The organism is Streptomyces sp. NPDC102283 (genome assembly GCF_044766265.1).
Taxonomy (GTDB): domain Bacteria; phylum Actinomycetota; class Actinomycetes; order Streptomycetales; family Streptomycetaceae; genus Streptomyces.
The window spans coordinates 140,739-156,583 of the sequence record NZ_JBIWLQ010000005.1 but is presented as its reverse complement, the minus strand read 5'-3'; the positions used below and the strand labels follow the sequence as shown (position 1 = coordinate 156,583).

Sequence of the window (15,845 nt, the reverse complement as noted above, 5' to 3'; positions counted from 1 at the left end):
GCTATGCGGGCGGCGGCGCAGCGCCAAGGTCGTGCCCTCGATCACCGGACCGGGAGCTCGGACCACCGGACCAGGAGCTCGGACCACCGGACCAGGAGCTCATCCGGACGCTCCGAAAAGGACAGCCGCGTTCTCGCCACTCCAGCCGGACGGGCTGTGCCAGATGACATTGACTCGGAAGACATCGCGGATCGTGTCCACGGACCAGTCCTCGGCAGGTGGTTCGGAGAGGGCCAGGTAGAGATCGTCGGCCGGCGCGGGCAGCGTGTGGTTGATCTCCAGCAGGCGGGTCGCGCCCGATCGCAGGTCCGCATAGGTGGAGCGGCCCGCGCCCAGGGCCTCGTAGAGGAACAGACCGTGCGGGGTGACGCAGCTGACGTCGACGACCGGGGAGTCGGAGGGCTGGAGGTCCGCCCAGAAGAGTGCAGCCTTCAGCGCGTGGCGGACCGCCTCGTGCTTCTTGCAGGTGCGGTCGGCCCCCGCAGCCGCTTCCAGCGCGCGGAGGAAACCGTCCTTCGTGGTCGCGGCCGATGTGGCGGCGATAGTGTCCGCGGTGGTCATCTGTCCCTCTTCCTTCTGATCGGGTTGCGTCGGGGCGACGGGGGGCGTGCCGTCGGAGTTCGGTTCCACGTCCGGCTCCGCGTCCGGCTCCACGTCCGGCTCCGCGTCCGGCTCCACCGCTGTGCCGAAGCGCTCCTGAAGCGCTCGCCGTGCCTCGGCGAGGGGAGCTGCCCAGCCGGAGGCGTCCAGCCCCTGGGCGAGCCGACCTGCGTCGAAAGTGCCCTCCTTGAGCGCACGGTTGGTCGTCGCGGCAAGGTCCCGAAGGCCTCCGAGCAGCTCACGGTCCGGATCGCCGAACAGGTGAAGCACGGCGACCCAGTCCGCCTGGTCCCGGCGAAGAACGCGGTTGGCCATGCCCTGGAGTTCGGAGAGGCGGCTGCGGGCATCGGGAACATCGCCAGCGCCACCGGTCAGCTCTCCCAGCACGTCCAACGCCGCGAGATAGCGCCCTGCCATCCGCTCCGAGACGGGCGACCGGCCCCGCTGATCGGCGGTGAGCACCGTCTGACTCGTGTCGTTCGCGAAAACCCAGCAGTCCAGCTTCTCGCCCATCACCGGAGGAACCGATCCGTGCCGGACGGTGAGGACCAGCGGCCGGCCGATCATCGGCGCCAACGGCTTCACCTTGTAGCGGCCCCCCGGGGCCCGACCCACCACCTCGACCCGGACGTCGGTACCGATCCGGGGGTGCCGCTCGGCCCCGCCGCCCTCCGGCCGGTCGACGACCGCCGCCTCTGCCGCCGCCTCTGCCGCTGTCCCTGTCCCAGTCCCTGCCTCCACGTCCGCTACCGCTACCGCTACCGCTGACGCCTCCGTGTCCCTATCGACGTCCGTGTCCGTGGCCGGAGCCTGGGCGTCCCCGGAACCGGTCAGCGCCTGCGGCAACGGGACGGTGTGCAGGACGGTCAGGCTCTGGGTGCTGCGGGTGAGCGCCACGTACAGCTGACGCAGCCCGGCGGGACCGCGGTCGGCGATGTTGGCTGGCTCGACGACCAGGACGTGGTCGTACTCCATGCCCTTGACCTGCGCCGCGGCCAGCACGGAGACGGCCTCGCGGGCCCGTCCGCCGAGGTCGCCGTCGTCGTCGATCCTGCGGCTGATGGTCTCCGCCCAGTCCGAGTCGTCGGGAACGATGACGGCCACGGAGCGGGGGGTGCTGCCGTCGCTGGTGCCCATCAGCCGGGCCACGTGCGCGACGGTGTCGTCGAGCAGCCTCTCCGACTCGCTCGCCACGGTCCGCACGGCGTCCGCTCCCGCCGCCCGGACCGCCCTCGGGTACGGGAGGTCCGGCGCGATCGTCCGGGCGAGCGGGGCGACGAACTCCATGATCTCGGCGGGCACGCGATAGCTGGTGGTCAGCTGGGCCACGCTCCAGTCGCCCTGGTCGGAGAGGAGTGCGCCGAGCAGGTCCCAGCTCGTCGGAACATGGACGCCCGTCGCCTGCGCGAGGTCGCCCAGGACGGTCATGGAGCCGCCCGCGGCACTGCGCCGCCGCAGGGAACGCGCCTGCATGGGCGTGAGGTCCTGGGCCTCGTCGATCACGATGTGGCCGTACCTCGGCGGGATGTCCCCGCTGATCAGCACGCGAAGCTCTTCGAGGCAGACCTGGTCGGCGAGGGACCACGGATCGGCATCGGCAGTGGCGGCGCGGGGCCGCAGGAGGGCCGCCTGTTCGTCCGCGTCGAGGATGCCGTCGGCGCACTCCCGCAGGAGGTCGGCCGAGTCGTAGAGACTGCGCAGCGCCTCACGGGGGCCGGGGGCGGGCCAGACGCGTTCGACGAGGCGTTCGACCCGGCGGTTGCGCTCCAGGTCGCGGCGGATCGTCCCGGCCTGCCCACGGCGCGGCGCGATGTCGGCGAGCTCTCGGAGGAGCCGGTCGACGAAGAGACCGCGGAAGCGCTCGCGTCGCTCCCGGAAGGGCCCGTCGTCGGCATGAGCCCTTTCGAGGAGAGCGAGGACCTCGGACTTCGGCACACGAAGCGTCGTACTGCCGGCGGTGACGACGATCCCGGGTTCGTCGCCCTTGAACGAGGGAACGGCCGTGAGGGGGTCGAGGGCATCAGGGCGGAAGTCGCTCTCGACGCGGCGCCGCAACACGGCCGCCATGCGCTCGTCCGACTTCACGAGGCGCGCCTCCGGCGAGTCGGTACCGAGGATGCCGCCCTCCCACAGGCGGTCCAGCTGTACGGCGTTCACGTCCCGGGTGCCGAGGGTGGGCAGGACCTGCCCGACGTAGTCGAGGAACCGCTGGTGGGGTCCGATGACGAGGATGTCCTGGGCCTTGAAGTGCTCGTTGTTGACGAGCCAGGTCACCCGATGGAGACCGACCGCCGACTTACCGGTACCGGGGCCGCCCTGTACGACGAGGATGTCCGACGGCGAACCGGTGACCAGCTCCATCTGGTCGCGGCGGATGGTCTCGACGATGTCCCGCATCCGCCCGCCGCGCGACCGCTGGAGCTCCCGCAGCAGGAAGTCGTCGGGCTGGAGGGGCTTGCGCCGCTGTCGTCGTACGACTTCGCCGGGGGTGGGGGCCGGCGCACGCTCCGGTACGGAGGAGACGTCCGGCTCCTCCGCCACACCGTCGTCAGCGCGACGGGGCTCCGGAACGGCGGGCTCCGGCAGGACATCGGCCCCGGACGCGTCCGGGGGCTCGGGGGCCGGTGTCGAGGTGGACGGGGGCGGGGCGGTTTCGCGATCCGAAACCGGAACGGGAGCCGAAGCCGGGACGGAGACCGGTACAGGGACAGCTACAGGGACAGAGACAGCTACAGGGATAGGTACAGCTACAGGCACAGGGGCCGTGGAGATCTCGTCGAAGTAGCTCTGGACGGCCTGCCGCACACAGCGGAGCTGCCGCCGCAGGACCACCTCGCCCGGATCCTCGGGCCGGGTCTCGATCCACTTCTTCGCCAGGGGGCTGGTCCACAGCAGGACCACCGGTTCACGCGTGGCGTCGCTCACGCCACGCCGCCCGATGTACCACGGGCGGGGCTTTCCTCCCGGGTCCTCCGGCGCGTCGACGCGGGAGAAGACCAGGGCTTCGTCACCGAGCCCTCCGTAGGCTTCGGCTCGGGCCTCCGCCGCGGCCCGGTTGGCGATCCCGTCCTTCCCGGTCGCCGAAGCGGTAGCGGCCGACGTACCACCCAACTCGGCCAGTTTCGTGGCATAGCAGTCGTACGCGTGGTCCACTGCCCGCTGTTCGGCGGCGAGGATCTCGTCGACGTCCCGGATGCTGGTGCTCATGTGCGTCCTCCCTGCGGCACCCAGAGGGACACCGCCACGGGCATGTGCCCGTACCCCACCGAAACAACTACCAGATAACGGACGGTGACGAACAGTCAGTGACCGAAATCCGGCCGATCCCACCCCCCTCCCCCGCCGGGCCGGGGGCCGCGCCGCACGCCGCCCCTGCGGACCAGGCCGACAGGCAGAACGGCCGTCTCCACACCCTCCGGAAACCCGCCCGGCCCCCCACCGGCCACCGGCCGCGGGCTCCACCCCGACACCCGGCCCACCACCACCCTCGCCACCGGCTCCACCTCGCGGCGGCAGAACCGGTAAGCTGCTTCACGGCTGTCCTCCCAGACAGCACAGGGGCTGCCGAGGTAGTTGAAGGCGCAACAAATTGCGCGCGCTCAACCACCACGGGATCAGTCCCCGGCCTTCGTAGCTCAGGGGATAGAGCACCGCTCTCCTAAAGCGGGTGTCGCAGGTTCGAATCCTGCCGGGGGCACAGCGCGTTACCGCTCCGACCTGGCGTTTCCTTTGCCAGGAGGGGATCTGATCGGCCCCGGACTCTCATCCGGGGCCGTTTGCGTACGCGGCCGGGATGCGGCGGTGGATGCCTGTCAGCAGGTCGCTCATCGCCATGTGGAAGACCTCGGCCTGGTGGTCGCCCAGGAACGCGGTGTGCCCGAACACCTCCAGGACGACGAGGCCGTGCATGTGGCCCCAGGCGCTGAGGAGGAGTGCGGTCGCCGAGGGCGGCAGGGCCGACAGGCCGTCCGGGGACAGGTGTCGCAGATGGGCGCGGAACGGGGGCGAGAGTGTGAGCGTGTCCGCCGCGGCCAGTTGTTCCGGGGTGAAGTCGGCGAACAGTACGCGCTGGAAGACCGCGCTCATCTGCCGCACCGCGCGGGTGGTCGGGCCGCCGACGGGGCCGTCGACTCCCCCGCCGTACGGCGAAGCGGGCAGCGCCTGGTCGCCGACCTCAAGGAGGAGAAGGGGCTGACCAATGTCGTCTCGTACTGGGACACCGGAAGCCCGGACCTCCGTTCCGAGGACGGCCGGGAAGCCATGGTGCTCGCCCATGTGACGGGCGACGAGACGCGGCAGCAGGAGAACGCCCAGCAGGTCATCGACGCCTACAGCGGGACGCGGGACGGCGGCCTCACGGTCCGGGCCGGAGGCGGTGCGGCCGTGGGCAGCGATCTCTCGAAGCAGGTGGTCGACGATCTGATCCTGGCCGAGGCCATCGCCATACCGCTCACCCTGCTCCTGCTCCTGCTCCTGTTCGTCTTCGGCAGCGTGGTCGCGGCCCTGCTGCCGCTGGTCATCGCCGTCATCGCCATCGTCGGCTCGTTCGCCCAGCTCTCCCTCCTCGGCAGCGTCACCGACGTCGCCAACACCGCGACCAACCTCACCACCGCCCTGGGCCTCGGACTCGGCATCGACTACGGCCTGTTGATGGTCAGCCGCTTCCGGGAGCAGCTGTCGGCCGGTGCGAGCGTGGACGACGCCGTCCGGCGCACGGTGAGCACCGCGGGCCGCACCGTGGCGTTCTCCGCCGCGACCGTGGCGGCTGCTCTCGGGTCGCTCCTGGTGTTCCCCCAGTACTTCCTCCGCTCGTTCGGATTCGCCGGAGTCGGAGTCGTCGCCGTCGCCGCCGTCAGCACGCTGATCGTGATGCCGGCCCTGTTCGTCGTCCTGGGGCACCGCGTCAACAACGGCAGGCTGCCGTGGGCGAAGCGGGGGCGCGTCGATGACCGGACGCCCCTGTGGGGGCGGCTGGCCCGCACTGTCATGCGACGGCCCGCGGTCACCGCCCTGCCCGCGCTCGCCGTGCTGCTGCTGGCGGCGAGCCCGCTGCTCGGCATCACCTTCGGCACACCGGACGAGCGCGTGCTGCCCGAGGGCGCCGAGAGCCGTCAGGTCTCCGCGGCCCTGCGGGAGAACTTCGGCGGCAGCGAGGAATCGGCCCTCCACGTCGTCGTCGACGGGCCGGTGGCCGAGGCCCCGTTGACGTCGTACGCGGTCGGCCTGTCGGGGCTCGAAGGCGTCGTACGCGTCGATACCAGCTCCGGGAGTTACGCCGGGGGAGATTCCGCCACGACCGGCCCCGGCAACCCCGCCCTCGGCCGTCCCGATGCGCAGCGGATCACCGTGGTGAGCGCCCTGGAGCCGAAGTCCGACGCCGCCCAGAGCCTGGTGAAGGCGGTGCGGGCGGCCGACCCACCCGCCGGGGTGAGTCCTCTGGTGGGCGGCATCGATGCCCAACTGGTCGATTCCAAGGCCTCCATCGGCGAACGGCTTCCCATCGCCGCGGCCCTGATCGCCGTCACCACCTTCGTCCTGCTCTTCCTCTTCACCGGCAGCGTCGTACAGCCGCTGCGGGCCCTGGTCCTGAACATCGTCAGCCTGGCGGCGACCCTCGGCGTGATGACCTGGATCTTCCAGGAAGGCGCTCTCTCCTCCCTGCTCGGCTTCACGGCACAACCGATGGAGTTGTCGATGACCGTCCTGATGTTCTGCGTCGCCTTCGGTCTTTCCATGGACTACGAGGTGTTCGTCACCAGCCGGATCAAGGAACTCCACGACCTCGGCGAGGACAACGAGTCCGCCGTCGCAGAAGGCCTCGGCCGCACCGGGCGCATCGTCAGCGCGGCGGCGCTGCTGCTCGCGGTGAGCTTCTTCGCCTTCGGTACGGCCGAGATCAGCTTCATGCAGTTGTTCGGCCTGGGCAGCGGGCTGGCCATCCTCATCGATGCCGTCGCCGTACGTGGTGTGCTCGTTCCCGCCGCGATGCGTCTGCTCGGCCGATCGGCCTGGTACGCGCCCGGGCCCCTGCGGAGGTTCCACGACCGGTTCGGGCTCAGCGAGGGCGCGCCCGGGGCGGTTCCGGCACCCGCCGTGCACGCGCCGCGCGTCAAGGACTCGACGGGGGTCTGACCCGCGCACGGGAGTGGTCGGTGAGGATCTCGGCGATCACGTGCGCCGCGATCCTCGCCATCACCGGGTTCGTGTCCCGGTAGTGCGCGAGCTCCATCAGCGCGATGGACAGTGCCCAGCCCCGCCCCCGCGCCCAGGTGGCGTCGTCGGCCCCGACCGCCGTACGGAACGTCTCCCTGGCCCCCGCCGTCAGCAGGTACCAGCCCGCGATCAGGTCGACGGCCGGATCGGCGAGACCGGTGCAGCCGAAGTCGATGACCGCGGTGAGGCGGCCGTCCGCGACCAGGACGTTGCCCGGCTGGAGGTCTCCGTGCACCCAGACGGGCCGGCCGGTGAAGGGCTCGGCGGTCAGGGCCTCGTGCCAGGCGGCGGTGGCGCTCGCCCGGTCCAGGACCCCGCCCAGGGCCCCTTCCAGGACCCCGTCCAGGGTCCCGAGCGCCTCACTCGTCTCCGTGTCGCGGGAGGCCAGCGGTTCGCCGCGGTAGGCGGGCGGGGCGTCCGCCGGGTCGATCCGGCGCAGCGCCAGCACGAACTCCGCCAGATCGGCCGCGAGCGGTTCGGAGGCCGAGGAGCCGTCACCGGGCCTCGGGTTCGTCCCGTCCAGCCAGGTGCAGACCGACCAGGACCGGGGGAAGGCGCTGTCCGGAACGCCCTGGGCCAGCGGGAGGGGCACGGGGAAGGGCAGCCCCGATGCCAGCAGGGGCAGCCAGCGGTGCTCCGTCGCCACATCCGCCGCACCGCCCTCGGTGCGGGGCAGCCGTACGGCCTTGTCGGCGCCCAGGCGGAAGATCGCGTTCGCGGTCCCGCTCGCGCCGACCGCCTCCACGGGCAGGTCGGCCCAGTGCGGGAACTGGGCGGCGATCAGGCCGTGCACGACTGACGGTTCGATGATCATGCCGCGATCGAACCAGGTGGTACCGGGCCCGCACAACGGGTCCCCGACCCGTCGCACCGCCGCCCTGCGCACGCCGTCCTCCCGTCGGTCCCGTCCCGGCCCCGCCGTGCCGGAAAAGCCGGTGCGGCGCGGTGCCCCGTACGGGAGGATCTGCGGCCATGACCCGCCCGCCGCGCATCCTCGTCCTCCCGCCCCGGCTCACCGCCTCCGCCCGGACGCTGCGTGCCGCCGCGCTGCGGCGCGGGCTGCGCATCGTGGAGGCGACGGCCTCCGCCGTACCGGAAGGGCTGGGAGGTCCGAGGTGGGCGGGGCGGGCGGAGGTTTCGGAGGCTGCGGAGGGCACGGGACTGCCCGCGTCCGCCGCAAGCGCCGGGAGGACCGCAAACACCGAGGGGACCGCAAACACCGGAGGGACCGCACACACCGGGAGGACCGCAAGCACCGGAGGGACCGCAAGCACCGGAGGCGAAGGCCACTCCGTGCATCTGCACGCCGGGCCCTCCTTCGCCGACGTCGTGGCCCCCGCGCTCGGGATCGCCCTCCTGGAGGCCCCCGCCGACTGGCTCGCGCGCCTCCCGCGGGCGCTCACCCGGCGGGAGGTCCGGGCGATGCCCATCGGCGAGGCGTACCGGCTGCGACGCCCCGCCTTCGTCAAGTCGCCCAACGACAAGAGCATTTCGGCGCTCGTGTACGCGGACGGGTCCCGGCTGCCCGGACCGGACGCCGTGGACCCGGCGACCGTGGTGCTGGTGAGCGACGTGATGACGTTCGCCGTCGAGCACCGGCTCCATCTGCTCGACGGCGCCGTCCACGCGGCCGGTCGGTACGCCGAGGCCGGCCGGCTCCGGCTCGGGCCGCCGGACGGCGACGCACTCGCCTTCGGGCGGGAAGTCCTCTCGGCCGCCGGGGAGACGCTGCCGTCCGCGATCGTCGTCGACGTCGGCCGGGACGACGAGGGCCGGTGGGCCGTGATCGAAGCCAACGCCGCCTGGGCCAGCGGATGTTATTCGGCCGAGCCGGACCGGGCCCTCGACACGGTCCTCCGCGCCGCCGGACCCGCCACGGACCTGTCGCCGCACGACCGCGCCTTCGTGCGGTAGCCCGGCCGGCCCAGGGCACCTTGCCGGGGCCTTGTCCGCAGAGGGAGATCCCCTACACGGTGTCCTGTTCGGTGCCCCGTGCGCGGGGCACCGAACAGGACACCGTACGGAACGGCACAGGGCTCAGCTCAGCTCTTCGGGGCAGGGCGTGCCCGGCTGGAGCTGGTACGGGGCCGTCAACCGGTACACGCCCGGGCGCGGAGCGAGCAGTTCGGTCCACTCGTCGCCGTACGGGCCCTCCTCGACCTTGTTCAGGCAGCCGTTCGTGTTGAGATAGGTCTTCGGCGCGGTCTCGTCCTCCTGCGACCGCTCCTTCGACTCCTCGGTCTCCTGCGGGCGTTCCACGGTCTTGCCGCCCTCGTCGACGAGGGCGAGCCACCGCGTGTACGGAATGCGGATCAGCACCCGGCCCGCCGACTTCACGGTGATCGTCAGCCCGTCCGCGCCCGCCCGCTCCACCGTCGCGGGCGGGTCGGCGAGCGGCACCGGGTCCAGGACCCGGAAGAGCTTCCAGTTCGCGTCGCCCCAGATCTCGCGCAGGTAGGGCTGCCCCTGCTCGACCAGCTCCGCCTCCTGGACCGCCCCGTTGTCGGGCCGGTCCTTGGGCAGCACCACGTAGTGCACGGCCCAGCGGTCCAGCCACTCCCGGTAGTTCACCGGGTCCAGGGTGTCGTCGTAGAAGAGCGGGTTGCGCTTCATGTCGGCCTGACGGTTCCAGCCGCGCGCCAGGTTGACGTAGGGGGCGAGCGCCGAGGACTCGCGGTGGCTGCTCACGGGCACGACCTCGACCCGGCCGCGTTCTGCCTCCACCTGCTGGAGCTGGTTGACGAGCGGGGCCAGTTCGCGGTTCCAGGACGCTGCGGGGGCGGTGCGGACGATGTCGTCGACGCTCTTGAAGCCGATCCAGAAGTTGAGCCCGACGAACGCGATGACCAGGGCGTACCAGCGGCGGCTGCGCGGCACCGCGAAGGGCAGGGCCGCGAGCAGCACGACGCCGGCGAACAGCATCGCCATGCGCGTGATGTTCGACCCGATCTGCGAGTCGATGACGTACGTGAGCAGCGTGCCGATCCCGTAGACGGCGGCGGCGGTGCGGACCGTGCTCCAGTCGCGCGGTACGAGGGCGTACACGAGGACCGCGAAGAGGAACGGCAGCGACAGCGTCCCGAGCGACATCGGCTGCGTACCCGAGAACGGGAACAGCCAGGAGGACAGGCCCACCACGGCCACCGGGGCGAGCCCGATCGCGTACGCGCCGGGGCGTCGTTTGTGGAGGAACAGCGCCGCCGCGACGACACCCAGGAAGAGTCCGGCGACGGGGCTGGACGCGGTGGCGAGCGCGGCGAGCGGCGCGGCGACGGCGGCCTTGGCCCACCGCTTGTACCGCCACCGGTAGGGCCAGCAGAACACCGCGGCCACCGCGCCGACCGCGAACATCATGCCCAGCCCGAACGTCACCCGGCCCGACAGCGCGTTGCACAGGAACGCGAAGACCCCGGCGAGCGAGCAGGCCAGCGGATTGCGGACGGCCGGGACCCGCACGAGGATCAGCGCGGTCAGCGCGGAGGAGACCGTGCCGACGATCATCATCGTCGTACGGACGCCGAGCAGCGACATCAGGTAGGGCGAGACCACGCTGTACGAGACGGGGTGCATGCCCCCGTACCAGGCCAGGTTGTACGCCGTGCCGGGGTGCCGGCCCACGAACTCGGCCCAGGCGTCCTGCGCGGCGATGTCGCCGCCCGTGTTGGCGAAGAAGAAGAACCAGAGGACGTGGCCGACGGCGGCGGCGGCCGTCGCGATGGTGACGGGATGCCGCAGCAGCCGCCGGGTCCTGGCGGACGACGACTCGGGAGCGGCGGGTCCAGGAGAAGCAGGGCCTGCGGAGGGTCCCGCGGGTCCAGGAGAAGCAGAGGAAGCGGGAGGAGCAGGGGGAGCGAGGGGGTCCGGAGGCCCGGCGGTGCCAGCGGGCTTCGGGGTGTCCGGAGACTCCGGGACACGGGGCGCCGGCACGCGGACGTGCAGGGCCTCGCCCCCGACCCCGGTGGTTTCGTCCGCCTCGCGGCCGGGCTTCGGCTCCGCGGTGGTCACTACGGTTCTCCCCGTCCTCCGCCGGCCCCGTACCTCTACGAGGACGCCTCCCAGCGTCCCTGAGTTGTCCGGGGACGCTAACACGTACCCCCGGCACGTATCTCTGTCATAAACGGAGCGGGGGAGGGGCCGACCGCGTCGCCCACCCCTCCCCCGCTCCGGTGCCTCAGCCGATCCTGGCCAGCTTGTCGCCGAAGGCCGGCTCGGTCAGATCGCTCCGCAGCACCACCGGCGCCGTGACCTTTCCGGTGCCGGTGCCCACGGTCACCATGCCGACCTCGCTCCCGGCCTTCGCGGCGTGGTCGATGCCCTCGCCGTTGTCCGTGACCTTCAGCTCGACCTCCAGGCCGGACCAGCCGACCGCCTTGAGGTTCTTGGTGGCGATCACCGGGGTCTGTCCGCCGAACCCGTTGTCCACGTACCCGACGACATCGCCCTTCTTCACCACCGTCGCCGAGGTGGCGGCCTCCTGCGCGTCCTTGATCAGCTTCAGGCTGTTCTGGAGGGACAGCTCCAGGCTGTCGTAGACCCGGCCGGTGCCGGCCTGCTGGCCCATGACCGCTCCGTAGATCCACAGCAGCTTGCCGTCGACCTTGGTGTTCGCGGACCAGAGCAGGTTGCCGCCCGCCGGGGTGGAGGACCCGGTCTTGATGCCGCTCACGCCCGGCTGCAACAGGAGGTTGTTGTTGTTGTAGATCTTGCCGTCTATGCCCTCGATCTCGATCTCGGGCATGTCCACGATCTTCCTGAAGACCTCGTTGCGCATGACGGCCTGCGCCAGCTTGAGCTGGTCGGTGGCGGTGGAGACCGTGGTCTTCTCCAGCCCGCTCGGGTCCGTGTACGTCGACCCGGTCATGCCGAGCTCCTTGGCCGCGTCGTTCATCTTGTCGATGAACGCCTCCTCGGAACCCGCGTCCCAGCGGGCGAGCAGCCGAGCCGCGTTGTTGCCCGAGGGGATCATCAGCAGCTGGAGCATCTGCCGCTGAGTGAGCTTCTGCCCCTTGGTCAGCGGGGCCGTCGACTCGTCGGGCCGCTTGGACTCGTCCTCGGCCTTCTGGTCGACAGTGATCGTCTCGCCCTCCTCGTCACCCTTGAGGGGGTGCTCCTGGAGGATCACGTGGGCGGTCATGACCTTCGCCACGCTGGCGATCGGGGCCGGCTTCTGCGCACCCTCGGAACCGAGCGACCCTACGCCGTCGACCATCACGGCCGACTGGCCCTGGCCCGGCCAGGACAGCTTCGTCTCACCGCCCTCGAAGGTGTACGTCGGCTTCGCCGTGAGCTCCAGCGAGGGTTCCGGCAGCGGGCGCATCACCTGCACGATCGCAAAGACGATCAGCAGGAGGAGTACCAGCGGGGTCCAGATCTTGACCCGTCGGACGGCGGTCCGGACCGGGGTCTCCTGCGGCGGCGGGGTGTTCGTCAGCTCGGCGAGCAGGTCGAGCGGGGGCCTCGGCGGCAGCGGCTGCTGCCGGGTCCGCTCGGCCGCCGCCCAGGACGGGGCGGCGGGCGGTGAGGAGGCCGCAGAGGCGGTTTCCCCGGCCTCCGGGGTGCGCACGGGCGCCTCGGCCCCGGCCTCGGCCCCGGCGGGCTCCGGCTTGCGGGGCGCGGGGGCGGACCGCACGGCGTCGGAGCGGAGCGGCACGAACGTGCTCGTGCGCTCGGCGTCGCTCTCGGGCCTGGTGTCGCTCTTGCCCCCCGGCTTGTCCCCCGGGTCGTCTCCGGGCTTGCCCTCGGGCTTGCTTACGGACTCGTCCTCGCGCGGCGGGAGCTTCAGCGCGGTCGTCGCCTGGTCGACCCGGTCGAAGGCCCCGACCGGCTTGACCGCCTTGAAGATGGCGGTGGGCTGATCGACTCCTCGCTGGTCGGAGGCGTCGTCGGTGTCCGGCTCGGCACCGTCGGTGTCCGGCTCGGCACCGTCGGCCTTCGGTTCGGTCGTGGATTCGGTCGTGGCGGTGAACGTGGCGGTGGACGTGGCGGTGGACGTGGGTCCGGACTTCGGCTTGCCGTCGGGCTCGCCCTTCGGCTGCGCGTCCGACTCCTTCCCCGCGTCCGCCGCGTCCGCCGCGTCCGACTCGTTCTCCTCGGACTTCGGCTCGTGCTTCGACTTCGGCTCCGCCGTCGCGGAGGACTGTCCCCGGGCGTCGGACCCGGACTCCGCACCGGAGTCCGCGCCGGCCTCGGTGTCCGCCGCCGGCTCGTCGTCGGCGTCGGCGTCGGCGTCGGCGTCGGCGTCGACCCACGCGGCCACCGCGGCACGCAGCCGGCCGTCCCCGGCCTCGGGCTCGGTCTCCGACTCCCGCGCAGCAGGCGGCGCGGAGACGTCGGCCTTCTCAGCGTCCGCCGTCACCGCGTCGGACGCCTCCACGCCCGCGTCCGGGCCCGTGCGGCCCTCGGCGACTCCCGCGCCCTCCGAAGGCTTGGCGGCCGCCACAGAGGCCGTGGAGGCCGCCACAGGCTCACTCCGCGGCTCGGAGGCGGCCTCCGCCCCGGTCCCTGCGTCGGTCCCGGCGTCGGTCCCGGCCTCCGGCCCGGAGGAGGTCTCCTCCGGCTCGGTCTCCCGCGCATCCACCGCAGCGGTGGACTCCGCCACCGGCTCACTCGGGGCGGCGTCCGCCGGAAGACGGGGACGGAACACAGCGGTCGCCGTGTCGGACGTGGCTCCCGGGCCCGCGCCCGCATCAGCGCTCGCGTCCGTGACCGTGCTCCCGTCCGCGTCCGTGTCCGCGTTCCGGTCCGTGTCCGCGCTCGCGTCCGTGACCGTGCTCCCGTCCGTGTCCGCGCCGGGGTCACGGAACACGGCGAAACGCGGGTCGCGTTCCTCCGCAGCCGTCCCCGACGACTTCTGCTGCTCCGTTTTGTCGGGGGACTCGCCCGCCACCGATGCCTCCTCGTGCGCTGCGGGGCCACCCCGCGCTGTCCGAACCATCTACCAGTGTCCTGTGTGAACCCCTGGCCGAGCTGCTAGACGAGAACGACATACCTACTGGTTCCCCTACAAAGCAGGCAGGCGCTCTCGACAGACCAATGTGAGAGGGGTCACCCTGTCAGACATCCACGCGGGGAGGCATGGATGGGCAGGAGCCGCAGAACAATCCCGGAGGAGCTTTTGCTGCTCGCTCTGGACCCGACCACGGGTACCACAGCGCAGCCGCAGTCGCTCGACCTCGGCCTGGCCGGGGCACAGCTAGTGGAGCTGGCTCTGGCAGGACGGATAGCCCCTGACGGGGATCGTATCGCCGTGGTGATGCCACGGCCGACAGGAGATCCGACTCTGGACTCCGCACTGGAGCTGCTGCGCCGTCGTGGCAGCCCGGTTCGGGCGGTCCACTGGATCGGCGGGCCCCGCCTGGGGCTGCGCCAGATCTATCTCGCTCATCTGGAGCGGTGCGGCATGGTTCATGCCGTGGCGGGCCAGATGTGCGGAGTGCTGCCGACGACTCGCTACCAAGCGACGGAGACGGCGATCAGCCGGGACATCAGGAACCGGCTGGACAGCGCGATCCGTACCGGCGTTCCGCCGGACCCGCGGACCGCGGCGCTCGCCGCACTGGCCCACGCGGTCGGACTCGGCAAGCATCTGTACCCCGGGAACGAGGGGCGCTCATCGCGCTCCCGGCTCCGGGACCTGATCAGGCACGACCCCATGGGCGGACTCGTGGCGCACGCCGTGATGGACGTCCAGAACGGAGTGGCCGTCCAGCCACGCCGTACGCAGCAGGCAGCGGGCGTTCCGTTGCAGCCGCAAGCACAGGCCCGTCGCGGCAGCATGGCGCACACCGCCGCGAGCTGACCGCACGGACCTGACAACCGCACAACGCCGCACCGTCGTCAGTCTTCACCGACCCGGTCCGGGAGCCGCACCACGCACGGGGCAGCCGGTAGTCACCACCACCGGCTGCCCCGTGCGCTTGCGCGCCCTTCCGCACACCGGTGCGTACGCCCCCGCGCCCCCGCGTGTGGCCGTTTCCCAGCGCGGCCGGGGCAAGGGGTGGCAATCTGCTGAGCAGTAGATACGCACAGCTACATAGCCGGAGGTGCCGTTTCCGTGCCGTCCAACGTCAATCCCACTGTCAGGCGACGCAGGTTGGGCCAGGAATTGCGCCGCCTGCGCGAACTCAAAGGCATGACGGCCGAAGAAGTGGCGGAGCGGCTGCTGGTCTCGCAGTCGAAGATCAGCCGCCTGGAGAACGGCCGCCGGTCCATCAGCCAGCGCGACGTACGCGATCTCTGCGGGGTGTACGAGGTCGAGGACCACCGCATCGTCGACTCGCTGATGCAGATGGCGAAGGACTCCCGCCAGCAGGGCTGGTGGCACGCCTTCGGCGACATCCCGTACAGCGTCTACATCGGTCTGGAGACCGACGCGGAGTCGCTGCGCGTGTACGAGCCCCAGATGATCCCGGGCCTGCTCCAGACCCGGGCGTACGCCGAGGCGTTGATCAGCGGCGCGCTTCCCGAGGCCCCTTCGTCGGACATCGAGAAGCGGGTCAACGTACGGTCGCGCAGGCAGGACCGGGTCAACGCGCCGGAGAACCCGCTGCGGCTGTGGGCCGTGATCGACGAGTCGGCGCTGCGCCGGGTGGTCGGCGACAAGCAGGTGATGATCGACCAGCTGGAACACCTCGTCGAGCAGTCCCACCTGCCGCACGTCACCGTGCAGGTCCTGCCGTTCGACATGGGCGCGCACCCGGGCATCAACGGCCAGTACGCGATCCTGGAGTTCCCGGACACCGCGGACTCCAGCGTCGTCTACATCGAGGGCGTCACGAGCGATCTCTACCTGGAGAAGGCGAACGACGTGCAGCGCTACAGCGTGATGTACGAGCACCTGCGTGCGCAGGCGCTGAACGTGGAGCAGACCCGGGAGTTCATCAGCAAGATCGCGAAGTCGTACACGAGCTGACGACCCCCGCGGCACCGGAACGGACCGGGCGACTCCTGGCCACATCGGAGCCCACCAGCGGAATCAGGACATCCGCTCCGGCGCCCGCGACGGAGTCGGAGGCGCGTTGAGTGAGCGGCGG

8 protein-coding genes, 1 tRNA gene and 1 pseudogene are annotated in these 15,845 nt (G+C 71.6%); 5 read left to right on the top strand and 5 right to left on the bottom strand.

Annotated features, from left to right (window positions below):
• Positions 1–99: 99 nt before the first annotated feature.
• A complete protein-coding gene (locus tag ACIRJT_RS12230; protein ID WP_403907761.1) occupies positions 100–3,807 on the bottom strand; it encodes a HelD family protein in 3,708 nt (1,235 codons plus the stop codon).
• A 417-nt stretch (positions 3,808–4,224) separates the two neighbouring features.
• Here ACIRJT_RS12230 and ACIRJT_RS12225 point away from each other — a divergent pair.
• Positions 4,225–4,297, top strand: a tRNA-Arg gene (locus ACIRJT_RS12225).
• 65 nt (positions 4,298–4,362) lie between these two features.
• Here ACIRJT_RS12225 and ACIRJT_RS12220 read toward each other — a convergent pair.
• Positions 4,363–4,722 (bottom strand): annotated as a pseudogene (locus ACIRJT_RS12220) (TetR-like C-terminal domain-containing protein); the annotation flags it as partial.
• Here ACIRJT_RS12220 and ACIRJT_RS12215 point away from each other — a divergent pair.
• Positions 4,636–6,732 carry an MMPL family transporter gene (locus ACIRJT_RS12215; RefSeq protein ID WP_403907759.1) on the top strand — a complete coding sequence of 699 codons (2,097 nt, stop codon included), beginning with the start codon at positions 4,636–4,638 and terminating at the stop codon, positions 6,730–6,732. The pseudogene ACIRJT_RS12220 and the gene ACIRJT_RS12215 overlap by 87 nt on opposite strands.
• On the opposite strand, the gene ACIRJT_RS12210 is transcribed toward ACIRJT_RS12215, so the two are convergent.
• A complete protein-coding gene (locus ACIRJT_RS12210) occupies positions 6,710–7,627 on the bottom strand; it encodes an aminoglycoside phosphotransferase family protein (protein WP_403907757.1) in 918 nt (305 codons plus the stop codon). The genes ACIRJT_RS12215 and ACIRJT_RS12210 overlap by 23 nt on opposite strands.
• A gap of 158 nt (positions 7,628–7,785) precedes the next feature.
• On the opposite strand from ACIRJT_RS12210, the gene ACIRJT_RS12205 reads away from it, so the two are divergent.
• Positions 7,786–8,727 (top strand): ATP-grasp domain-containing protein, encoded by a 942-nt coding sequence (locus tag ACIRJT_RS12205; protein WP_403907755.1) that lies wholly within the window; start codon positions 7,786–7,788, stop codon positions 8,725–8,727.
• A 123-nt stretch (positions 8,728–8,850) separates the two neighbouring features.
• Here the strand turns inward: ACIRJT_RS12205 and ACIRJT_RS12200 are convergent, their stop codons facing one another.
• Together ACIRJT_RS12200 and ACIRJT_RS12195 are read right to left on the bottom strand one after the other, a co-directional pair.
• Positions 8,851–10,818, bottom strand: coding sequence for an MFS transporter (locus ACIRJT_RS12200; protein ID WP_403907753.1), 1,968 nt, complete (start codon positions 10,816–10,818; stop codon positions 8,851–8,853).
• Between the two features lie 166 nt (positions 10,819–10,984).
• On the bottom strand, positions 10,985–13,699 hold the full coding sequence (locus ACIRJT_RS12195) for a serine hydrolase (protein WP_403907751.1): 2,715 nt from the start codon (positions 13,697–13,699) through the stop codon (positions 10,985–10,987).
• Between the two features lie 192 nt (positions 13,700–13,891).
• Between ACIRJT_RS12195 and ACIRJT_RS12190 the strand changes: the two genes are divergently transcribed.
• Together ACIRJT_RS12190 and ACIRJT_RS12185 are read left to right on the top strand one after the other, a co-directional pair.
• Positions 13,892–14,611 carry a GPP34 family phosphoprotein gene (locus ACIRJT_RS12190; protein WP_003968450.1) on the top strand — a complete coding sequence of 240 codons (720 nt, stop codon included), beginning with the start codon at positions 13,892–13,894 and terminating at the stop codon, positions 14,609–14,611.
• 255 nt (positions 14,612–14,866) lie between these two features.
• Complete coding sequence (locus tag ACIRJT_RS12185; protein ID WP_403907749.1) at positions 14,867–15,724, top strand: helix-turn-helix domain-containing protein; 858 nt, start codon at positions 14,867–14,869, stop codon at positions 15,722–15,724.
• Positions 15,725–15,845: the final 121 nt, after the last annotated feature.

What these genes read in the sequence shown, in the direction of transcription:
- ACIRJT_RS12230 (WP_403907761.1), bottom strand. Translation starts at nt 3,807, where the DNA reads ATGAGCACCAGCATCCGGGACGTCGACGAGATCCTCGCCGCCGAACAG.
- ACIRJT_RS12190 (WP_003968450.1), top strand. Translation starts at nt 13,892, where the DNA reads ATGGGCAGGAGCCGCAGAACAATCCCGGAGGAGCTTTTGCTGCTCGCT.
- ACIRJT_RS12210 (WP_403907757.1), bottom strand. Translation starts at nt 7,627, where the DNA reads ATGATCATCGAACCGTCAGTCGTGCACGGCCTGATCGCCGCCCAGTTC.
- ACIRJT_RS12205 (WP_403907755.1), top strand. Translation starts at nt 7,786, where the DNA reads ATGACCCGCCCGCCGCGCATCCTCGTCCTCCCGCCCCGGCTCACCGCC.